This window comes from Micromonospora sp. NPDC049089 (assembly GCF_040648775.1).
Lineage (GTDB): Bacteria > Actinomycetota > Actinomycetes > Mycobacteriales > Micromonosporaceae > Micromonospora.
Genome location: NZ_JBEZEH010000125.1, coordinates 1 through 20,836, shown reverse-complemented (window position 1 = coordinate 20,836; position 20,836 = coordinate 1). Strand labels below are relative to the sequence as shown.

The 20,836-nt window shown below is 71.5% G+C and carries 22 protein-coding genes and 1 pseudogene; 10 read left to right on the top strand and 13 right to left on the bottom strand.

Going from position 1 to position 20,836, the window contains the following annotated elements; genetic code table 11:
• Positions 1–9 precede the first annotated feature (9 nt).
• The 7 genes from AB0B48_RS21105 to AB0B48_RS21075 all read right to left on the bottom strand — a co-directional run bounded on the left by AB0B48_RS21105 (position 10) and on the right by AB0B48_RS21075 (position 7,280).
• Positions 10–1,503 (bottom strand): MFS transporter, encoded by a 1,494-nt coding sequence (locus AB0B48_RS21105; protein WP_357204023.1) that lies wholly within the window; start codon positions 1,501–1,503, stop codon positions 10–12.
• 33 nt (positions 1,504–1,536) lie between these two features.
• On the bottom strand, positions 1,537–2,166 hold the full coding sequence (locus AB0B48_RS21100; protein ID WP_357204021.1) for a TetR/AcrR family transcriptional regulator: 630 nt from the start codon (positions 2,164–2,166) through the stop codon (positions 1,537–1,539).
• 149 nt (positions 2,167–2,315) lie between these two features.
• A complete protein-coding gene (locus AB0B48_RS21095; protein ID WP_357204020.1) occupies positions 2,316–3,662 on the bottom strand; it encodes a glycosyltransferase in 1,347 nt (448 codons plus the stop codon).
• The gene (locus tag AB0B48_RS21090; protein ID WP_357204018.1) at positions 3,659–3,841 is read right to left on the bottom strand and encodes a hypothetical protein; all 183 of its coding nucleotides are present in this window, start codon (positions 3,839–3,841) and stop codon (positions 3,659–3,661) included. The genes AB0B48_RS21095 and AB0B48_RS21090 overlap by 4 nt, the downstream gene beginning before the upstream one ends.
• 378 nt (positions 3,842–4,219) lie before the next feature.
• Complete coding sequence (locus tag AB0B48_RS21085; RefSeq protein ID WP_357204016.1) at positions 4,220–5,119, bottom strand: Gmad2 immunoglobulin-like domain-containing protein; 900 nt, start codon at positions 5,117–5,119, stop codon at positions 4,220–4,222.
• Positions 5,116–6,588, bottom strand: a complete 1,473-nt coding sequence (locus AB0B48_RS21080; protein WP_357204014.1) for a HAMP domain-containing sensor histidine kinase — start codon at positions 6,586–6,588, stop codon at positions 5,116–5,118. The genes AB0B48_RS21085 and AB0B48_RS21080 overlap by 4 nt, the downstream gene beginning before the upstream one ends.
• 11 nt (positions 6,589–6,599) lie before the next feature.
• Complete coding sequence (locus AB0B48_RS21075) at positions 6,600–7,280, bottom strand: response regulator transcription factor (RefSeq protein ID WP_357204012.1); 681 nt, start codon at positions 7,278–7,280, stop codon at positions 6,600–6,602.
• Between the two features lie 165 nt (positions 7,281–7,445).
• Between AB0B48_RS21075 and AB0B48_RS21070 the strand changes: the two genes are divergently transcribed.
• The 5 genes from AB0B48_RS21070 (at position 7,446) to AB0B48_RS21050 (ending at position 10,579) form a co-directional block, all read left to right on the top strand.
• On the top strand, positions 7,446–7,760 hold the full coding sequence (locus tag AB0B48_RS21070; RefSeq protein ID WP_357204010.1) for an L-rhamnose mutarotase: 315 nt from the start codon (positions 7,446–7,448) through the stop codon (positions 7,758–7,760).
• Positions 7,761–7,975: 215 nt separating this feature from the next.
• Complete coding sequence (locus tag AB0B48_RS21065; protein WP_357204008.1) at positions 7,976–8,389, top strand: DUF6069 family protein; 414 nt, start codon at positions 7,976–7,978, stop codon at positions 8,387–8,389.
• A gap of 41 nt (positions 8,390–8,430) precedes the next feature.
• Positions 8,431–8,784, top strand: a complete 354-nt coding sequence (locus tag AB0B48_RS21060) for a YciI family protein (protein ID WP_357204006.1) — start codon at positions 8,431–8,433, stop codon at positions 8,782–8,784.
• 20 nt (positions 8,785–8,804) lie between these two features.
• Positions 8,805–10,001 carry an RNA polymerase sigma factor gene (locus AB0B48_RS21055; protein ID WP_357204004.1) on the top strand — a complete coding sequence of 399 codons (1,197 nt, stop codon included), beginning with the start codon at positions 8,805–8,807 and terminating at the stop codon, positions 9,999–10,001.
• Positions 10,001–10,579 carry a dihydrofolate reductase family protein gene (locus AB0B48_RS21050; RefSeq protein WP_357204002.1) on the top strand — a complete coding sequence of 193 codons (579 nt, stop codon included), beginning with the start codon at positions 10,001–10,003 and terminating at the stop codon, positions 10,577–10,579. Before AB0B48_RS21055 ends, AB0B48_RS21050 begins: the two co-directional genes overlap by 1 nt.
• A 63-nt stretch (positions 10,580–10,642) precedes the next feature.
• Here the strand turns inward: AB0B48_RS21050 and AB0B48_RS21045 are convergent, their stop codons facing one another.
• Positions 10,643–11,206 (bottom strand): hypothetical protein, encoded by a 564-nt coding sequence (locus AB0B48_RS21045; RefSeq protein WP_357204000.1) that lies wholly within the window; start codon positions 11,204–11,206, stop codon positions 10,643–10,645.
• Positions 11,207–11,506: 300 nt separating this feature from the next.
• On the opposite strand from AB0B48_RS21045, the pseudogene AB0B48_RS21040 reads away from it, so the two are divergent.
• Both AB0B48_RS21040 and AB0B48_RS21035 read left to right on the top strand, forming a co-directional pair.
• Positions 11,507–11,980, top strand: a pseudogene (locus AB0B48_RS21040) (snapalysin family zinc-dependent metalloprotease); the annotation flags it as partial.
• An 18-nt stretch (positions 11,981–11,998) separates the two neighbouring features.
• Complete coding sequence (locus AB0B48_RS21035) at positions 11,999–12,688, top strand: trypsin-like serine protease (RefSeq protein ID WP_357204025.1); 690 nt, start codon at positions 11,999–12,001, stop codon at positions 12,686–12,688.
• 60 nt (positions 12,689–12,748) lie between these two features.
• Here AB0B48_RS21035 and AB0B48_RS21030 read toward each other — a convergent pair whose 3' ends face one another.
• The 3 genes from AB0B48_RS21030 to AB0B48_RS21020 are packed head-to-tail and all read right to left on the bottom strand — an operon-like array spanning position 12,749 to position 14,868.
• Positions 12,749–13,354 carry a hypothetical protein gene (locus AB0B48_RS21030; protein ID WP_357203998.1) on the bottom strand — a complete coding sequence of 202 codons (606 nt, stop codon included), beginning with the start codon at positions 13,352–13,354 and terminating at the stop codon, positions 12,749–12,751.
• Between the two features lie 44 nt (positions 13,355–13,398).
• Positions 13,399–13,803, bottom strand: a complete 405-nt coding sequence (locus AB0B48_RS21025; protein ID WP_357203996.1) for a YbaB/EbfC family nucleoid-associated protein — start codon at positions 13,801–13,803, stop codon at positions 13,399–13,401.
• A 21-nt stretch (positions 13,804–13,824) separates the two neighbouring features.
• Entirely contained in the window at positions 13,825–14,868 is a 1,044-nt protein-coding gene (locus AB0B48_RS21020; protein ID WP_357203994.1) for a hypothetical protein, read from the bottom strand.
• Positions 14,869–15,033: 165 nt separating this feature from the next.
• On the opposite strand from AB0B48_RS21020, the gene AB0B48_RS21015 reads away from it, so the two are divergent.
• A complete protein-coding gene (locus tag AB0B48_RS21015; RefSeq protein ID WP_357203992.1) occupies positions 15,034–15,699 on the top strand; it encodes a hypothetical protein in 666 nt (221 codons plus the stop codon).
• 13 nt (positions 15,700–15,712) lie between these two features.
• On the opposite strand, the gene AB0B48_RS21010 is transcribed toward AB0B48_RS21015, so the two are convergent.
• Positions 15,713–16,543, bottom strand: a complete 831-nt coding sequence (locus tag AB0B48_RS21010) for a DUF3152 domain-containing protein (protein WP_357203990.1) — start codon at positions 16,541–16,543, stop codon at positions 15,713–15,715.
• 138 nt (positions 16,544–16,681) lie between these two features.
• Here AB0B48_RS21010 and AB0B48_RS21005 point away from each other — a divergent pair, with 138 nt between their 5' ends.
• Positions 16,682–17,194 carry a SigE family RNA polymerase sigma factor gene (locus AB0B48_RS21005; protein ID WP_355009102.1) on the top strand — a complete coding sequence of 171 codons (513 nt, stop codon included), beginning with the start codon at positions 16,682–16,684 and terminating at the stop codon, positions 17,192–17,194.
• Entirely contained in the window at positions 17,191–17,949 is a 759-nt protein-coding gene (locus tag AB0B48_RS21000) for a hypothetical protein (RefSeq protein ID WP_357203988.1), read from the top strand. Before AB0B48_RS21005 ends, AB0B48_RS21000 begins: the two co-directional genes overlap by 4 nt.
• 14 nt (positions 17,950–17,963) lie before the next feature.
• Here AB0B48_RS21000 and AB0B48_RS20995 read toward each other — a convergent pair whose 3' ends face one another.
• Complete coding sequence (locus tag AB0B48_RS20995) at positions 17,964–20,741, bottom strand: ATP-binding protein (protein ID WP_357203986.1); 2,778 nt, start codon at positions 20,739–20,741, stop codon at positions 17,964–17,966.
• Positions 20,742–20,836 lie beyond the last annotated feature (95 nt).

The window sequence follows — 20,836 nt, the reverse complement described above, 5'->3', positions numbered from 1 at the left end:
CGGTCAGACTCAGCCCATGTGCACTGTGTTGCCGGTCGGGTGGTCCTCCTTGCGGACCTTCACCAGGACCAGGGTGGCCAGTCCGGCGAGCACGATCAGCGCCGCGCCCCAGGCGAAGGCCACCCGGTAGCCGTGCACCAGCGCCTCGACCTGGTTGACCGGGTTCGGCGCCCGGCCGACCAGATAGGCGGCGACCGCGCTGGTGTAGAAGGTGTTCAGCAGCGCGGTGCCGAGCGAGCCACCGATCTGCTGGGTGGCGTTGAGCGTCGCGCTGGCCGCGCCGGCGTCGTGCTCCGGCACCCCGACCAGGGCGAGGCTGGACAGCGGGACGAAGGTGAAGCCCAGCCCCAGGCCCAGGACGACCTGCGCGGGCAGCAGGTGGGTGAGGAAGGAGGTGTCCACGTCGATCTGGGTCAGCACCAGCATGCCCAGGGCGGCGAGCACCGAACCGGCGACCATCAGCGGCTTGGCGCCCAACCGGGGCATCAGCTGGCTGGCGCCACCCGCGGCGATCAGCACACCGGCGGTGACCGGCAGGGATGCGAGACCGGCTTCGAGGGGCTTGTACTGCAACACCACCTGGAAGTAGAAGGTCAGGAAGAGGAACGCCCCGAACAGGCCGGCGCCGATCAGCGTCGAGGTGAGGAACGCCCCACCCCGGTTACGGTCCAGCACGATCCGCAGTGGCAGCAGCGGGTGGCTGGAGCGCAGCTCGACCACCACGAAGGCGGCGAGCAGCACCACGCCCGCGGCGATGAAAGCGAGCGTCGCGGTGGCGTCCCAGCCGTCCTCGGCGGCCTTGGTGAAGCCGTAGACCAGGGAGACCAGGCCGGCGGTCACCAGGACCGCACCGGGTACGTCGTAGCGGGTGTTGCCGTGGGCCCGGCTCTCCGGCACCAGTGGCAGCGCGAACGCGATGGCGATGGCGGCGACCGGGATGTTGACCAGCAGGCACCAGCGCCAGTCGGCGTACTCGGTGAGCACACCGCCGAGCAGCAGGCCGACCGCCGACCCGCCGCCGGCGATCGCGCCGTACACCGCGAAGGCCTTGGCCCGCTCGGTGGCCTCGGTGAACAGGACGGTGAGCAGCGCCAGCGCGGCCGGGGCGAGCAGCGCGCCGAAGGCACCCTGCAACGCGCGGGCGGCGAAGAGCATCTCACCGGTGGTGGCCAGTCCGCCCAGGGCGGAGGCGAGCGCGAAACCGGTCATGCCGACCAGGAAGGTGCGCTTGCGCCCCCAGTAGTCCGCGATCCGACCGCCGAGCAGCAGCAGACCACCGAAGGCCAGCGTGTAGGCGGTGATCACCCACTGCCGGTTCGCGTCGGTGATCCCCAGGTCGGCCTGGGCCTGCGGCAGCGCGATGTTCACGATCGTGGCGTCCAGGACGACCATCAGCTGTGAGACCGCGATGACCGCCAGCGCGATCCAGCGCCGCGGGTGCGGTGCGCCAGTCGACGGCCCGGCGTTGGGCGCGCCGGGCGCGGTCGAGGTGGTTCCGGGCATGGTGAAGCCTTCCGTGTTCCGAATATCGGTGAATCAGGCCGGCGAGGGACGGTCGTGCTGATAGCGGAGTACCGGGATCAGCACCTGGTCGACGACCTGGGTGAGGAACGCGTCATCGGCGGGTAGGCCGTGCGCGACGATGCGGGACATGGTGAGCGCGGGCGCCAGATCGTGGAACAGCTCCCGCTCGCCGGCCTCCGGCGGAATCTCCCCGCGCGACGCGGCCCGGACCAGGATGGCGGTGGTTGCCACCCGCCCGGCCGGCAGCACCTGGTGACGCACCAGGCGTTCCAGCTCCGGGTTGGTCCGCATGGCGAAGGTCAACGCTTGCATGAGGTCGCAGTCGGCCGTGCAGATCGCGGCCGTGGCCCGCAGCAACTCGATCAGGTCGCCGCGAAGGGAGCCGGTGTCGGGCGGGTTGTGAACACCCACCTGCCGGTCGCGCAGGGCGGCGACGACCAGCTCGGCCTTGCCGTCCCAGCGTCGGTAGATGGTGGCCTTGCTGACGTGGGCGCGGGCGGCGACGGCGTCGATGGTCATCCGGTCGAAGCCGACCTCGCGCAGGGTGTCGATGACGACGGTGAACAGGTCGCTGTCGGTGCAGCGCGGAGCCCGGGCTGCCGGCACCCCGGCGCCCGCGCCCACCTGTTGACCACCCAGCATCTCGACCCCCCGCGAAACGATGTCGTACTGACGATAGTTCGCGGTTGGCTGGTCGTGCAGGGTTTCGTGAGTTGCCTCGCACTCGGCCGACGAAACGGTAACGTTTCACCTGGAGTCAGCCCGGCTGTCAGGATCGGCCCGGGTCGTGGTCAGGAACCCAGCGCCACTTCCACCTTCTTGCGGGTGCCCCAGCCGGTGCGCCAGCAGGTGGCGACGCCGTACCAGCGGATCGCCCGCAGCACGACCAGGGCGAACACCACAGCGACGGGCGTGAGGAGCCAGGTGCCCCACTGGTACGCCGTCGACTGGTCCGATCGTCGCACCGTCATGTAGCGGAGCGCCTGGCCGTACCCCACGATCAGCGGCACAGCCACCAGCCACGGAATCGCCCGCGGATCGGGGTCGATGATCGGCGACAGGACCGCCACCGCCACGAACAGCACCGTCGCGACCACCGTGGCCGCCCAGCGCAGCAGATGCAGCCACCACGCGATCGACCGCAACGACAGGTACCGGACCCGCCACCAGGTCCTGATGAAGCTGCCGCGCATCCAGCGTAGGAACATCCGGCAGAAGTGCCCTGCGTTCTCCGGCATGAGGGAGAACGCGAACGCCGACGGCTGCTGCACGGTGCGTCCCCGGACCATCGCGAAGAGGGTGAGGAGGGAGTCGTCGGAGAAGGGCACCCGCTGGCCGAAGAACGTCTCCGTCAGATACGCCCCGAGGTTGTCGCGAACCACCTCCGCGCGGTAGGCGGCGATCGGGCCCGAGTTCACCCACACACACCCGAACACCGACAGCGACGACCGGTCGGTGAGCTGCCCGGTCACCAGCCACAGGTCGGTGAACCGGGTGAGGAAGCTGCTGCGCACATTCGCGGCCATCACCACCCCCGCGACGGACTGCACCGCCGGGTCGGCGAAGGGCTTCAACAACTCCCGGAGGGCGTTCGGGTCCGAGATGGTGTCCGAGTCCACCGTCCAGTAGATGTCGGCTGCCGGTGTCGACCGCACCGCGGCGGCCTGGGCGTGCCGCTTCCCGGCATTGGGTTGGATGTGCCAGGCGGCGATGATCCCGTGTACGGGGGCGACGTCGAGAAACCACCGCTTGATCGGCTGGTAGCCCTCGGTCAGCTTCGACCCATCGTCCACCACGTAGATGGTGTCTGGTTTGCGCGTTTGGAAGATCATGGATTCGAGGCAGGCCCGCAGCGCGCCCGGATCCTCGTTGTACGCCGGCACGATACCCACCACGTGCAGAGCGTCGAGGTGCCCCTGCATCCGGTCGGTGACCACGGCGGGCTTCTCCAGATAGGAGGTGCCGAGCTGCCAGATCAGCAGCAGAAACATGGTGGCGTACGCGAAGGTGAAGCGGTGACCGCCTCCGTCGATGGCGCCGATCACGGCGAGGACGTGATGGGCGGTCCACGCCGCCGCGGCGGCCAGGACGACCGCCGCGGCGAACAGGACACGACCCCTCGTGACGCTCGCGGTCACTGTCCGACCGACTGCTGACGACGGAACGTCATTCGGATCATGATGAAGCCGACGAGGACGGCGGTCGCTCCGGTGAGGGCGATGGTGAGCGGCAGGGGGAGGGTGTAGCCGCCGATACCGGCCGCGCCGCCGATCGTGACAACGCCCATACCGGTACGGGGAAGGCTGCCACCGGACATGATGTATCTCCGCTCTGTGAGGGATGGTGAGGCTGTCGCGGCGACCGACGCGACTCCGATACGGCCGGTCGCCACAGCGCTGAACAGCGAATATGACTCTTCGCAACGACGCGCTCACGTTGGCAAACATGTCTGTGCAGGTCAATCTCGAAGTTCACGGGGACGGTCGTCCGGTCCGGTCCGACGAACCGTCCCGCTGCCGGCGTGTCGGAGACTTTCTCACCGGCTCCATGGCGGGTGACCTGCGCTTTCGCCGATTGGCCGCGCCAGCCCGGAGAATGCCGACGAGGAGCCGCTCTGTCGGGTAGACGTCAGGCCCGCATGTCGATGTCGACAAATGGATGACGCACCGGGTTAACACCCTCTCGGGCAGGGCGGTCAGTCGCGAGGTGCGAGGACCACCGGCACTGCCATCGTGTGGATCCGCTCGCCGTTCTCGGCCGACACCTCGTACACCTCGACGGTGCCCTTCTGCTCGCGGACCGTGCGCCAGCCGACCACGACGCGGTAGCCGCCCCGGCAGCCGCTGCCGCAACTGGCGGTGCCGAAACCGGTGGCCACCTGCCGGCCGGCGGCGTCCAGCACCCGGACGCTCACCGTCGCCTCGAACACGGTGGCGGTGCCGGTGACGACGAGGGGAGCGGAGACGCGCTCACCGGGGATCGGGCCGGTGACCACGATCGGTGGCAGCAGGTCCGCGTAGTCCGCCCGGTCGACCGGGGCCGCGTCGTCGAGGCGGACCTGACGCACGCTGGGGAACTGGGTGAGCGTCCACACCACCTGCGCCTCGCGCAGCCGCTGGGTTGCCGGGTCGCCGACGGACGGCACCCGCAGCGTCGCCATGCCGTCGGCGATGCGGGTGACCTCGACCCCGGCCGGAAGCAGGGTGATCATCCCGGTTGCGGCCTCGGCCGGGGTCGGCCCGGCGGCCAGTTCCGTCAGCGCTAGCCGGGACGTCGCGACAGTGCCCGGCCGGGTGCGCCGGGTCGGCACCAGCAGCCCGGCGCGGACGTACCACAGCTCCACTGTCACCGGGTCCAGCCGGTGCGTGCCGGTGGACGCCGTCGTCGACGGACCCGGCGGCCGGTTCGTGGCTCGTGGTGTCGGTGCCGCGGCCCGGGTCGGGGTGGGTTCCGGCCGGTCGGTGGGTGCGACGCTCGGCGGCGGCGCGGTGGGCGCCAGGCCGAGGTCACCGGAGCGGGACGTGCCGCAGCCGCTGAGCAGGAGCGCCGCGACCAGCGCCGGTGCGCCGAGCCTGACCGCGCCGCGGCCGGTCACCCCACACCACCTGGCGTGCCGGCGGTACGCCCAACCGGACCCGGGTGGGCGGCGCCGTCGTCCGGGTCCGGCAGGTCACCGTGCGGGCCGGCGGGCACGGCGACGGGCAACTCCAGCCGGAACCGGGTGCCCTCGCCCGGTTCGCTGCGCACGCTCAACGCGCCGCCGAGCACGTCGGCGTGCTCCCGGGCGATGGCCAGCCCGAGCCCGCTGCCCGGCGCGGAGCGGGACGGGTCGACCTGGTGGAACCGGTCGAACACGCGGGGCAGGTGCTCGGCCGGGATGCCCGGCCCCTCGTCGGTCACCTCGAAGACGACCAGAGGCCCGGCGCCCACCACGCTGGCCGTGATCTCGCCACCGCCGTGCTCGACCGCGTTGGCGACAAGGTTGGCCAGCACGCGCTCCAGCCGACGCCGGTCGGTGCGGGCCGCCACCGGAGCACCGGTGACCCGCACCCGGGGCGACCAGCCGCGCGCCGCCACGATGTCGTGCAGCAGCGCCAACGCGTCGACCGGCCCGACGGCCAGCTGCTCCTGCCCTGCGTCCAGCCGGGAGATCTCCACCAGATCCTCGACCAACCGGCGCAGCCGGACCACGTCGCCGACCAGCAACCGGGCCGCCGGCCGGGCGTCCTCGGGCAGTTGGTCGAGGTGCTCGCGCAGCAGCGACGCCGCGGCCACCAACGCGGTCACCGGGGTACGCAGCTCGTGCGCGACATCGGCGGTGAAGCGCCGCTCGCGGGCCTGCGCGGCCGACAGCGCCGCGATCTTCGACTCCAGTGCCTCGGCCATCTCGTTGAAGGTCGCCGCCCAGACGCTGAACTCGTCGCGCCCGCGTACCGGCAGGCGGGTGGCGAGCAGCCCTTCGGTCAGTGCTCGGGCGGCCCGGCTGGCCCGGCCCACCGGCTCCAACGTCCGGCGCGCCAACGCGTGACCCACTGCGGCGGCGAGCAACACCACCAGCACCCAACCGGCTACGAGAGCGGTGCGTAGCTGACCCAGGTCGGTGGCGACGTCGTCCTCCACTGTCAGGACGTACAGCTCGGCGGTCGAGCCGGGGATGCGCCCACCGATCACCAGCAGCCGAGGACGCTCCGCTGGCGCGGAGCGCTGATAGCCGAGCCGCCCGTCCGCGACGACGGCCCGCAACCGGGTGCCCAGCACCGGGGCGTACGCGGGGTGCGAGGCGCGAGTCGGGCCGTCGACGAGCAGCACGTGCCGACCACTGGCCTCGAAGCTGGTGAGCAGTTCGGTGCTGCGCTGCTCGGTCAGCGGCAGGAACTGCCCAGCGAGAACGAGCTGGTAGCGGGCGTCGGCGGCGGCCTCGTGCAGCGACGCGTCCAACCAGGACTGCCGCAGCAGCAGCCCGGTCCCGCCGGCGAGCAGCCCGGCCGAGACTCCGGCGACCAGGACGAACGCGATCGTCAGCCGGCGCCGCAGGCGCCCGGGCAACACGGCGCGTCCGGCCATCGCCGCCCCCGTCAACCCGTCGACAGTTTGTAGCCGGCGCCACGTACGGTCCGGATCAGCAGTGGCTGCGCCGGGTCGTCCTCGACCTTCGCGCGTAGCCGCTGCACCGCCACGTCGACCAGTCGGGAGTCGCCGAGGAAGTCGTGGTTCCAGACCAGGTCCAGCAGCAGTTCCCGGGTGAAGACCTGACCGGGCCGGCGGGCCAGCTCCAGGAGGAGGCGGAACTCGGTGGAGGTGAGCGCCAACTCCCGGCCGTGCCGGCGGACCACGAAGCCGCCCGGGTCGATCTCCAGACCGCCGACCTCGATGACGGTCGAGGGGGTCGGCAGGCTGACCCTGCGCAGCACCGAGCGAACCCGGGCCACCAGCTCGGGCAGGTCGAAGGGCTTGCGCAGATAGTCGTCCGCGCCGCACTCCAGCCCGACCACCACGTCGATGGTGTCGGTGCGCGCGGTCAGCATCAGGATCGGCACCTGGCTGGTGCGCCGGATCTCCCGGCAGACCTCCAGACCGTCGAGGCCCGGCAGCATGATGTCGAGCACGATGAGGTCGACCGGGTGGGCGCGGAACGCGGCCAGAGCCTGCCGCCCGTCCACAGCGGTGTCGACCCGGAAACCGGCGCGGCGCAGACCGAGGGCGGTGACCTCCCGGATCGAGAAGTCGTCCTCGACCACCAACACGCGGCCCTCCATCATCCGAGGGTAGACCCGGCGCCACAGTGCGTAGTCCTGGCGGAACGGCCGACATCGGCGGCCGGCTGGCCCCCTCCGAGCGCCGCCGAACCGCTAACGTCAGGTGCTTTCGGCACCCCTGGATCAGCTCACACGAAAGGGCACGACGTGAAACGTCATGGCTGCGTGATCCGACTCCGCCCCGAGCAGCGGGAGACCTACCTGAAGTTGCACGCCGCCGTCTGGCCGAGCGTGGAGAAGACGCTGCGCGAGGCGAACTTCCGCAACTACACCATCTTCCTCCACGACGATCTGCTCTTCGGCTACTACGAGTACGTGGGCGAGGACTACGAGGCCGACCAGCGGCTGATCGAGGCGGACCCGCAGACGCAGGAGTGGTGGAAGCTGACCGACCCGTGTCAGGAGTCGATCGCCGAGCCCGGCTCGGGGGACTGGTGGGCCCCGATGCGCGAGGTCTGGCACCTGGCCGACGAGGCTTAGGTCCACGGTGTCGATCATGGAGTTGTGGTGCCCGTTTCGGGGACTGGCAGTCGCCTTTGTCACCCACCACAACTTCATGATCGGCGAGGCGGCGAGGTCGTCTCGAAAAATCGTCGACAAGAATTCTGGTCGTGCTGTCGATTGGGACCGGTTCGGTTCGTAGCCCTGGTGAGAGCCCGGCATCGCAACGGGCCGCACACCCACTGGAGGGCACGATGACCGCCACTGCGAACACGACCCGCGCCACCACGCCGAACGTCGGTGCGCTGATCCGGACCGGTGTCGCCGCCACTGTCGCGGCGAGCGTCGCCACCATGGCCGTCGCCGCCGTCGGACATCTGGCCGGGATCAGCCTCGCGCTGGGCGGCGCCCCGATCCCCGTGACGGGGTTCGGTGTGCTGACCGCTGTCTTCTCGCTGATCGGCGTGCTGATCGCCGGTGTGCTGGCGCGTTTCGCCCGGCGCCCCCGGGTCACGTTCGTCCGCACGACCGTGGTGCTGACGGTCCTGTCCCTGGTGCCGGACGTGATCGCCGACGCCGGGATGGCCACCAAGGCGCTGCTGATGCTCACCCACCTGGTCGCGGCCGTGATCGTGATCCCCGCCCTCGCGCGCCGCCTGGCCGCCTGACCTGCACCCGTCCCACCACATCGAGGTACCGGAGGATCGTCATGAAGCAGTACCTGCTGTCCGTGCACGTCGTCGAGGGCGCCCCGACGCCGTCCGACGAGGAAACGCAGACCATGTTCAGGGAGACCGGCCGGATCAACGACGACATGCAGGCCGCGGGCGCCTGGGTCTTCGGCGGGGGACTCACCTCGCCGGAGAGCGCCACCGTCGTCCGGGTCGAGAACGGCACCACCGCCATGAGCGACGGACCGTTCGCCGAGACGAAGGAGCACATCGCCGGGTTCTGGGTCATCAGGTGCGCCGACCTGGACGCGGCGCTGGCCTGGGCCGAGAGGTGCGCGGCGGCCTGCGGCCCGGTCGAGGTGCGCCCCTTCGACGACCTGTCGCAGGCCTGACCGGCAGCCGGTCTTCCGACATGGACCTGGCGAGCATCTACCGCGCGGAGTACGGCCGCTGCGTCGCCACCCTGGCCCGCCTCCTCGGTGACATCAACCTCGCCGAGGAGGCCGTCCAGGACGCCTTCACCACAGCGCTGCAGAAGTGGCAGACACTGCCGCCGAACCCGGGCGCCTGGATCGTGACCACCGCACGCAACCGTGCCGTCGACCGTCTTCGGCGGGAGTCGACCCGCGAGGCCCGCCACGCTCAGGCCCTGCTGCTGTATCACCAGGATGATCCCTCGGAGGTGGGACCGGTGCGGGACGACCAGCTGCGACTCATCTTCACCTGCTGTCACCCGGCGCTGGCCCCGGAGGCGCGGACGGCGCTCACCCTGCGCCTGCTGGGCGGTCTCGACGTACCGGAGATCGCCCGCGCCTACCTGGTTCAGGAGGCGACCGTCGCCCAGCGCATCGTGCGCGCCAAGAAGAAGATCCGCGACGCCGCCATCCCGTACCGGGTGCCGGCCGAACATGAGCTGCCGGACCGGCTGCCGCCCGTCCTCACCGTGCTCTACTTGATGTTCAACGAGGGCTACGCCTCCACCGCCGGCCCGTTGATCAGAACGGACCTGTGCGCCGAGGCGATCCGGCTGGCCCGTGAACTCGCCGCGTTGATGCCCGATGAGCCCGAGGCCCTGGGCCTTCTCGCTCTGCTGCTGCTGACCGAGGCGCGCCGCCCGGCCCGGCTCGGCCCGACCGGCGACCTGGTGCTGCTGGCCGACCAGGACCGGTCACTGTGGAACCGGCAGCTCATCACCGAGGGCCATGACCTGGTCCGCCGATGCCTGCGCCGCAACCGGCCCGGCCCGTACCAGATCCAGGCCGCGATCAGCGCCGTGCACACCGACGGTGCCGCAACCGACTGGCCGCAGGTCCTGGCACTGTACGACCAACTCCTCACGCTCGCGCCAAATCCTGTCGTGGCGCTCAACCGTGCGGTCGCCGTCGCCGAGGTGCACGGGCCGTCGGTGGCCCTCGCCGCGCTGGAGGGCATCGACCTACCGGGCTACCACCGGCTGCCCGCCACCCGAGCCGAACTGCTCGCCCGGCTCGGACACAACGACGAGGCACGAGTCGCCTACGACCAGGCCGCGGCTCTGGCCACCAACGCGACCGAGCGGGCCTACCTGGAGACCCGTCGCAACGAACTCACCAGTGAACGGAGAGCATGATGACCGCCACCTACACCGTCGACGTCTTTTCCAGCCTCGACGGCTTCGGCACCACCAGTGGAAACTGGGGCGGCTACTGGGGAAAGCAGGGCCCTGAACTGCTCGCACACCGCCTGTCCGTCTACAGCGTGGATCAGCGCATGGTCTTCGGGGCCAACACGTACCGGGTGTTCGCGCAGATGCTGGCCGCGAGCACCGAGGAGTCCGAGGTCCGCGACGCCTGGGTGACCCGGATGAGGAACCTCCCGGCGACAGTGGTGTCGAACTCGCTGGAAGGCCCCCTCGACTGGCCGGACGGGGCCATCGTGCGCGGTGACGCGGTCGACGTCGTCGCCCGACTCAAGGAGGAGTCCGCCGTCCCCCTGCGATCGCACGGCAGCCTGTCGTTGAACCGGGCGCTGATGGCCGCCGGACTGGTCGATCTCGTCCAGGTGACGCTCTTTCCAGTGATCACCGGGCAGACCGGTACCGAGCCGATCTTCCAGGGAGCGGCCGACTTCGACCTGGAGTTGATCGAGAGCCGGACCCTCGACGGTCGCACCCAGGAACTCGTCTACCGGCCCACCCTGCACGTGTGAGTCGCGCGTCGCCTGGCCATCCGCCGCGTCCGGCGAATGGCCAGGCGGATCGGCCGGTCCCGGTCACCACTGGTGGGCGACGTCGAGCACCACCCGGCTGTGGGTGCCGGGGCCGGCGAGCACGAGCACCCGGAACGGCAACCGCGCCCGTACGCCGACGGCGAAGGTGCTGTAGCCCTCGAAGCTGCCGCCGAAGACCACGTCGCGCAGTGTCTGGTAGCGCAGCAGATTCGCCACGTGCTCGCCGACCGCGTAGGGCACGGTGCCCAGGTGGTCGTCGTCGTACGCCGGGGCCCGCAGCGAGACCCGCAGCAGCGCCCCGCCAGCGGTGTACGGCGACAGCGCCAGCCCTTCGCCCTCGGTCCACGTCTCGCCGTAGCCGACCGCGTATCCGTCGACCGGGCCGGTGAACTCGAAGACGACCCGGTCGTAGCAGTCGTGCCGGCCGGTGCGCACATCGATCAGCGGGGCGTCGCTCAGCGCGCCGGCCGCCTTCTCCGCGCTGCCCCAGGTGATCCCGCAGTACGCCGCTGTGGTCGTGGTGCCCTCGGCGGCGCTGCTGCCCGCGCTGGCGACCAGCCCGGCGAGGACGACCGTCAACGCGGTCAGTGTGCTCCTGATCCTCATTGTGGTTTCTCCGTTCGGTACCGGGGTCACGTCGCGGCGACGCTGCCGGTGACCCTCTGCCGCCACCGTCGTCCTGCCCCGGCACAGGAGCTTCGCTGTGACGTAACCGCCGAGTAACGGCAGGTGGTCCCGACCGTCAGCCAGGTCGGCGGACGACTGGTGCTCGGCAACTGGTAGGCACTGATCCGCCGCCGGTATGACGCTTCCGCTATGCCGAACATCGACCGCCGTCACATTAATATCGGCGTACATCGATGACCGGCGGCCGACGGCCACCGGACGACCGCAGGGGAGTACCCGATGTTCCGAGGACAACTGAGACGCGCGGCGATGGCCATGCTGGTGGCGATCCTGGCGGCGGCCGGGATGCAGCTCGCCACCGGCACGCCGGCCGCCGCCGTCCGGACCGTCTACTACGACGCGAGCCGGACCGGCGAGTTCCGCACCAACTTCGACCAGGCGGCGCAGATCTGGAACAGCCGGGTCAGCAACGTCCGACTCCTGGCCGGCACCCCGGCCAGCATCACCATCTACGTCGACGACGGCTGGCCCCGCGCGCAGCCGACCGGCCTCGGCTCGGGCCGGATCTGGATGGGCCGCACGGCCGTCAACCAGGGCTACGACCGCACCCGCATCGCCACCCACGAAGTCGGCCACATCCTGGGCCTGCCGGACCGGCGCACCGGCCTCTGTTCCGACCTGATGTCCGGCAGCAGCGCACCGGTCTCCTGCCGCAACGCCAACCCCAGCGCCGCCGAGGCGAGCCGGGTGAACTCGCTGTTCGCCGGCACCCTGGCCGCACCGGCCAGCACGACGTACACCTGGAACGACGCCTCGGACATCAGCCCGCTGGTGGTCGGCGGCCGGCCGGCCACGGAGAACTACCCCTTCATGGTGTACGTCTCCGGCTGCACCGGCACGCTGATCAAGGGCAACTGGGCGGTCACCGCCAAGCACTGTTCGACGCCGTCCTCGGTGCGGGTGGGCAGCGTCAACCGTTCCAGCGGCGGGACCGTGGTGCAGGTGACCCGGGCGGTCAACCACCCGAGCGTCGACGTGAAGCTGCTGCAACTGGCCAGCTCGGTCACGTACGCGCCGGCCCCGATCCCGAGCACCTCCGGCGCGGTCGGCACCGCCACCCGGATCATCGGCTGGGGTCAGACCTGCGCCCCGCGGGGCTGCGGGTCGGCCCCGACCGTGGCCAACGAGCTCGACACGTCCATCGTGGCCGACAGCCGGTGCTCCGGCATCAACGGCCCGTACGAGATCTGCACCAACAACACCAACGGCAACTCCGGCGCCTGCTACGGCGACTCCGGTGGCCCGCAGGTGCGCCGGGTCAACGGAGTGTGGAACCTGATCGGCGCCACGAGCCGGGCCGGCAACAACAACTCCACCTGCGCCACCGGCCCGTCCATCTACGTCGACCTGCCGTCCATCCGGTCCTGGATCAACACCCAGGTCGGCGGCCTGCCCGTCTGACCAGCTCGGACGCTGTGGGCGGAGGACGCGACAGGCGACCTCCGCCCCTCGGCGCGTGTTCTAGGGGACCGGGCCACCCGCGGCGGCGAGTGCCTTCAGGAATTCCCGGAGGCGACGCGCGCGGCGAAACCGCCCCTCGAAGAGACCGATCTGCCACGCGGCGGGGCTGTCGACGCTGCTGCGCCAGTGCTCCGCGAGCTTCTGCGTGTCAGCCTTCGCTGTCAGCGCTTCCGCTGCCGCGGGTGGCAGGTCGAGGACGAGGAGCGGGCCCCCGGGGCTGTCGCGCTCCACGCGAACGCCGCTGAGCGCACGGGCCGGCAGCCGCAGGTCCCACCAGGCCGGATCATCAGGGTCGGCGTCGGCCAGTTCATCGGCCCACACTCCGCGCAGTCGGCCGCGGACCTCCCCGTCGGTGACCGACAGCATCGGAAGCCCGGCGCCGCAGGCGTACCAGGCGCCCGCGCCGATATTCGCGATCAGCAACAGGAGAGGAACAGCCACCACCACGGCGGGCACAGCGACGAACGGCAGCCACGGCACCAGCGAAGCCAGTGGCGCGGTCACGAGGAGGGCCAGGACCCCGGCGACCATCAGGCCGAGAACCCCGCCGACAGTCATCGGGCGCATCTGATAACCGGCCTTGATCGGCCGCAGCGTGCCGAGCACCCGCAGCAGCCGTCGACGCATGCGCAGCTCTGGCGCCTCGGTGCTCACGGCTGGCCGAGGCCGGCGCGCAGCTGCTCGAGTTTGTCCTGCTGCGCGTCGACGAGCCGCCGATACTGGGCGACCTGTTCCTGAGCCTGCCGTACTGCGTCGGCGCCGTACACGTCAGCGCTCTGAGTCACCTGCGAGACCGCGTCCGCCAGGCTGGCGCTGGCCGCGTCGGCGGCCCGGCCAGCGGCGGCAAGGATCGCCTCTCGCAGCTCGTAGGTCTGCATCCGTCGGGTGCCCGCCGCCAGGTCGATGTCGACGAGGCGACCGCTCGCGTCGCACGTCGCGCGCACCAGCTCCGCGTCGTCGGTGCCCTCGCTGGTGAGGTTCTGCATGGTGGCGGCGAACCGGGTCGCCTGCTCGGCCATCCCTTCGATCCGGCGTTGCACGTCTGGGTCGATCACGAAGGCTCCTTAAAGCGGAGGTCAGGCGAAGTTCTCGCCGACGCGGAACTCGGTCAGGTCCGGTGTGCCCGCCGCACCGTCGTCCGGCAGCGCCAGCAGCTTCAGGAAGTCCTTGAAAAGCCCATTGATGAGCGCCAGGACCAGGCTGCCCACCGCGGTCACCCCGGCGATCATCGTGGTGGTGGAGCCGGCGACAGCGGCCCCGGCCGCCTGGATGAGCGGCTCCAGCGCGGGGGCGAAACCGGGTATGAGTTGGGCGCCGCGCATGGTGATCAGCCAGGTCAGGAACGGCACCGTCATCGCGCCCAGGGCGAGCCACAGGCCGGTGAGGGCGATCGTCAGGGAGTGCAGGGTCTCGCCGAGGGTGCGGATGTATGCGCCAAGCTCGTCGAGATGGGCCTTGAGCTTGGTCGACATGATGACGAAGCTGTCCTTGCCCTGGCCCTTCCAGGTGGCGGTCGCCGCCGAGCAGATCTTGTCGAAGTTCGTGTTGAGCGCCTTCTGCAGATTGTCGCCGTGACGAATCAGATCGGCACCGGCCTGGGCGATACCGATCGGGTTGGCCACGAACAGGGCCGCGCCGGTCACGCCGACGATGAACGTCGGGCACAGCGCGGCGCAGGCCGACAGGCCAGCCATGATCGCGCCGATCTCCGCCAGCGTGATCGAGGCACCGGCGGCGACGAGCAGCGCCGGATCCTGGGTGAGCTGGGCAGCACTGGTCCTGCCGTAGGCATCGCCGAAACTGCTCGTCGGCACCGGCGTGCCACCAAACCCACCCACGTGCAGGTTCTCCGCGCGCTCGTACTGATCCGCGACGACGCCGAGTTTCTCGCCGATCTGCCGGCACACGTCCGCAGCACCCCGGACGTCCTTCACGAGGAATTCGACGCGCTGGATGTAGGCCGCCTCCGCCGGCGACAAGGCGATGCCGAAGCCGGGCGCATCGATGGCGGAGTTGCGGGCGAACTCGTCCGCCTCGTTCGCGTAGTCCTCAGCGATCGTGGTGCCAAGGGTTCGCGCACGCTCGCGAACGTCAACCGGGTCCACCGCGAAATCGACCATGCCGCCCCCTCGCTGCCCGCCGCGTTCCTGGCATCGTAGGCGAGGAGGGCGCAGCCGGCTGCCCTCGAACCTGACACGCGTTCGTCGCCCCGGTGTGCGGTGTCACCCACGCGATCCCACTACGCGGTACGGTGCGTGGCATATCGGCATATCGGAGGTGGCGTCATGCCTACCGTCGTCGTCCTCGCGCTGACCCTCGCCCTCGCGCCTGCGCCGTCCCCGTCGGCCACCTCGAACCCGCTTCGTGACATCGTCGGCGGCATCGGCCAGATCGTCGACGACCTGCTCGGCGGCGACACGCCGAGCGCCGCTCCGACGCCGAGCGCCACCCCCACCGCGGCGGCCACGCCGAGTCGGCCGCCGGTCGCTGGTCAGCCCAGCCCGGTGAAACCCGTCGCGATCCCCGGGCCGGCCGGGTCGACGAGCGGCGTCCCCGCACCCGCCGCCCCGCATCGCCGCACCGCCGGCGAGGACACCGGCACCCGCGAGGCCGCCGTGCCCTGGCGCGACGGCGACACCCCCGCACCAACCCCGCCGCCGTCCCTGGCCAACCCCACCCGGAATGCCTGGCCACCCGCGTCGTACCTGCTGGTCGTGGCGGTCCTCGCGGTGCTGGCACTGCTGCTCCTGCGCCGCCGGGCACCGGCCCCCGCCGCCGCACCCGACCCCGGGCCGGCACCGGACTCCGGGCCGGCGCCGGACTCGGGGCCGGCGCCGGATCCCGGCCCGGTGCCGGACAACGTCAGTCGACTGCCGACCAGCCTCAACGCTATCTACGAGATGGGCCGGCTGGACGAGCGCCTCGAGCAGGAGCGCCGCCGCCGCACCTGACGGCACGCCGTCCTCATGATGCCGAGTAGGCGCCCTCACGCCGGGGGACCGCGTCGTCGTAGGCCCCGACCGGCCCGCTGTAGCGGCCCTTTCCCTTCGGGTACGGCCAGGCGTTCGCGGTGCAGCCGTGCAGGCCCAGCGTCTGCTGCTGCATCACCGGCGCTGGCCGGCCCCGCCCGGGGCACCGTTCGTGGCCGTGCCCGAGTTTATGCCCCACCTCGTGGTTGACCATGTACTGCCGGTAGGTCTCCAGTGTCGCGCCGTAACCCGGCACCCCCTTGACCCAGCGCGCCACGTTGAGCACCACCCGGCCACCGTTGCGGCAGGAGGTGTAGGCGTCCGGCACGTCCTGGCAGAGGGTGTCGCGGGTGCCGGGGGTCGCCAGGTAGATGGTGAAGTCGGTCGGATCGCCGGCACCGACCCGGCGCAACCGCCACGCCCCACCGGCCGTCCACCCGCGTGGGTCGTTCAACGTCGCGGTGACCGCCGTGGCGACGTCCGTGGCCGGCAGGCCCCGGATATCGCGCTCCACGGCGACCCGGTAGCGCAGCAAGCTGCCGGCCGTCGCGCGTCCGGGGGCCGTCTCGCCGGGCGCCACCGACCAACGATTACCGCCGGTGGCGGGGTAGCTGACCGGGATGACGGGGGCGGAACCGGGTCGGACCTCGGCGGCCACGGTCGGCCGCACGACGGATGTCGCCGGTCCACCGGGCGGCGGCCCGGCGGTGACCGGGTCGGTGGCGGGTTGCCCGGCGGCGGGCAGGCCGCACCCGGTGAGCAGCGCCACCACCAGCAGTGACGCCATCGAGGCGGGACCCCAGCGGCGGGTAACCTTCGTCGACATGTCTCTCCCCTCGCGCGTCGCTCGGCGGCGGCGCGGAGGAGAAGACGGGTGACAGTGGCGAAAAGTTGATGTGACCCAGCGCTCAACCTTTTGCCGACCTCGCCCGTCTCTAGCTCTGTGGCACGGGGAGGGTTCGCGGTGGCGCGGGGTGACGCCGATTTCGTCGAGTTCGCGCGAGCGGCTTCCGCGCGACTGGTGCACGCCGCGTTCCTGATGACCGGTGACCACCACCAGGCCGAGGACGCCGCGCAGACCGCGCTGGTGCGCACCTACGCGTCGTGGTCGCGCATCCACGACGACGACGCCTACGGGTACGCCCGCCGTACGCTGGTCAACCATCTGGTCGACGGGTGGCGACGGCCGATGCGGGAGTACCCGACCGACGAGGTGCCGGAGCAACGGCGTGGCGACGTGGCAGACGACGTGGCAGACGACGTGGCCACCCGGCGCTGGTTGATCACCATCCTCGGCGCGCTCAGCCCGCGGGAGCGCGCCATCGTCGTCCTGCGCTACTACTTCGACCTGCCCGAGGCGCAGGTGGCCCGGGAACTCTCCGTATCCGTCGGCACGGTCAAGAGCACCAGCTCGCGAGCCTTGGAGAAGTTGCGCACCGCCGCGCCCCGCACGGCCGACGAGAGGGCGCGCCGATGAGCGAGCTGGAACGGCTCCGCGACGCCATGCGGGCGACCGAGCGCCCCGACGTCGTGCTCGATCTGGCCACCGTGATGCGCGAGGGACGTCGGCTGCGTACCCGTCGACGCGTGGCCGGAGCCGGGGCGGTGACGCTCGCGACCGGCCTGGCCGCCGTGGTCGTCGTGGTGGCTGTCGGCGCGTCCGGGCCGGGCGATCCGGCGCCGACCGAGCGCCCGCAGCCGGTCGCCGTCGCTCCACCGTCGGTCGGTGTCTCGCCGCGGGCGGAGAAGTCGCCGGGCTCCACGCCGCCGCCGACGGTGGGCCGCGACGTGCCGCAGCCGAAGCCGTTGGGCCAGATCGTGGACTCCCAGGTGCGGCACGGCACCGACCGGCGGGTCTACTACTTCGTGTCGGTGTCCGTGCCCGGCGAACCCAAGGTGTCGATCGGTCTGGCCGCCGGTCGCCAGGCTCCGGACGGCTCGCTGAGCACGGACATCCTGGTCAACGACGTCCGCGGCAGTGACCGCAGCGCCGGGTTCCACCAGATCGGCTACGACGAGGGCGCTGACGCGCCGGTGCCCACCTTCGGCTACTTCGTCGGCCCCGCCAAGCGGATCATCGGCACTGTCGACGATCGGCAGGTCGACGCCCGCGTGGTGCCATGGAGCGCCGACAAGCAGGTGATGATCTTCTGGTTCGACCCGGCGCAGCTCAGTCCGGGGGAGCGGCTGGACGGCATCGTCGCCCACGACGCCAGCGGCCGCCGACTCTGACGCGCTGCTGCCGCTCAGGCCAGCCGACGCTCGATGGTCACCGTCGTCCCCTCGGCGGTGGAGACCAGCCGCACGTCACCGTAGGCGTTCATCAGCAGCGCGCCGCGTCCCCGGTCCATCGCCGGCCGGCGGTCCCGCCAGGTACCGAAGTCCCGAATCGAGATCCGGATCAGACCGCCACCCACCTGGACGCGCACCCGTACCTCTGGACGGCTGGGTCGCTGTGCGTGCTCGACGGCGTTGTTCATGGCCTCGGAGGCGGCGAGCAGGAGATCTTCCAGCACATCCGGGTCGACGTCCAGCTCGACCAGCGCGCCCCGGACGTCCCGACGCATCGCGGCGGCCGAGGTCGGCGCGGACGGGAGCGTCCACCCGACGTCCAGGAGGTCGCCCAGCCCGTCCGGCTCGGCCGGCGCCGGCTCGATGACGACCGCGTCGCGGACGGGGTCGACCGTCGGGCTCGGCGTGGCGGGACCGACCGGGGCGGTTCGGGCCGGGGGAGCTGCGGCAGCGACCGTCGGCGGGTCGCCGACGACGGCCACGGCAGGGGTACGGTCGCGGGCCCGGCGGATGCTGGCCCTGATCCGGGCGATCAACTCGGCCGCGGCGAACGGTTTGACCACGTAGTCGTCGGCACCCAGGCTCAGGCCCTCCACGCTGGCCTCCCCACCCGCACGGGCGGAGAGCACCAGCACCGGCAGCGCCCGGGTCGTCGGGTCGGCGCGTAGTCGGCGCACCAGGTCGAAGCCGTCCAACACCGGCATCATCACGTCGGTCAGGACCAGGTCGGGCAGATCACGGTGAATCTCGTCGAGGGCCTGCCGGCCGTCCGTGACGGCCCGCACCCGCCAGCCCTGCCCGGTGAGCAGCCGGGTGAGGTACGCCCGCATGTCGGCGTTGTCGTCGGCGAGCAGGATCCGGGCCCCGGCCAGCTCGTCGGTGGCCGCCCCGGACGTGGGATCGGGCTCGGTCGGCGCGTCGTCCGGTTCGGTGAGCCAGCCGATCGCCTCTTCGACCGCGGCGCGGGCCGCGTCACCCCGCCCGTCCACCGCCGGCCCGGTGATCGCGGTGCGGTGCGCCGCCGACCAGGGCAGCGTCACGGTGAACCTGCTGCCGACGCCCACCTGGCTGGTCACGCGTACGTCGCCGCCCTCCAGCCGGGCCAACTCGTGCACCAGGGCCAGGCCGATGCCGGTGCCCTCATGACTGCGCGAGCGGGCGCCCCGCACCCGGTGGAAGCGTTCGAAGAGTTTCGGCAGGTCCCGTTCCGCGATGCCGATGCCGGTGTCCGCGACGGTGAGGCGTACCTCCTCGTCGTCGGTGTCCAGGGTGACCCGGATACGGCCGATGAAGGTGTACTTCAGCGCGTTGGAGAGCAGGTTCGTGACGATGCGTTCCCAGTTGACCGGGTCGACCGCGACCGGTCGGGGCAGCGGCGGGCAGCTCACCTCGAGGGTCAGCCCGGCCCGCTCCACGGCGGCCCGGAACACCCCGGCGAGTTCGGCGGTCAGCGCGGCCAGATCCACCATCCGGGCGTCGCTGCGCGCCCGCCCGGCCTCCAGGCTGGAGAAGGTGAGCAGGCTGTTGACCAGCGTCAACAGTCGGGTGGCGTTACGCCAGGCGGTCTCCACCCGCTCCCGCTGCACCGCCGCCAACGGCGCGGTGGCGTCGGTGAGGGCGTCGGTCAGCGGGCCGAGGATGAGGGTCAACGGGGTACGGAACTCGTGGCTGACGTTGGCGAAGAAGTCGGTCTTGACCCGGTCCAGTTCCGCCATCGCCTCGACCCGGCGCCGCTCCTCCTCGTACTCGCGGGCGTTTCGCAACGCCACGGAGATCTGCTGGGCGAGCAGTTGGTGGAAGGAGTGGTACGCCTCGTCGAGCCCTCGGCTGGGGCTGACCCCGGCGAGCAGGACGCCGAGCGGCTGATCCTCGTCGGCGGAGGGCAGCGGCAGCGCCAGCGCGGTGCGGACCGGGTCGTTCCACGGGCCGGCGGGCAGCGGCAGCCGGTCGGCGACGTCGGTCACCGGGGTCGCCCTGCCCTCGGCGGCGTCCGGCAGCCCCCAGGCGTACGCGGGCGGACCCGGGTCGGTCAGCTCGACGGCGTCCGGCAGGGCCCGAGCGTGCCGGTGATCGCCGCCGGTGCAGGCGACCCGGCGCAGCGCCGTGCCGTCGCGCAGGTAGATGGCGGCGAACGGCACGTCCAGGGGGTGACCGTCGATCACGTCGATCAGCCGGGCGGCGGTGGCGTCCACGTCGACGGTGCGCCCGTCGCCGAGCACTGACAGATCACGCAGGAGACGGAGCCGGCGTTCGCCAACCACCTGCTGGGTGACCTCGCTGCACACGGTCAGGACGCCGACGGTGCGGCCGTCGTCGTCGCGGGCCGGGGCGTGCGAGACGCTGAAGTACGCCTCCTCGCGGTAGCCGGCCCGCTCCAGCAGTAGTTGCAGCGCGGGGACCCAGCTGGCCACCCCGGTCGCCATGGCCTCCTCGATCAGCGGGGCGAGCACGGGCCAGCCCTCGGCCAGCGTCACCCGTACGTCGTCGCCGAGCGCGGCGGGGTGCTTGTCGCCGATCAGCGCCGAGTACGCGTCGTTGTAGAGCTGGGAGTAGCTCTCGCCCCAGAGCAGCAGCATGGGGTACCGGGAGGAGAGCACCATCCGGACGGCGGCGCGCAGGCTCTGCGGCCAGCCGCCGACCGGGCCCAGCGGGGTGTCGGCCCAGTCCAGTCGGGCCATCAGCCGCCCGGTGTCGCCGCCGCCGAGGAACAGGTCAGTGCTGGGTCGCGTCACGCTCGATCCGACCCCATCGCAAGCCCCCGTTCCGGGCCCAACGACCCCTGCCGCGTTACCTACCCATCCTGACACCTCTACTCACCTGTGCCGAC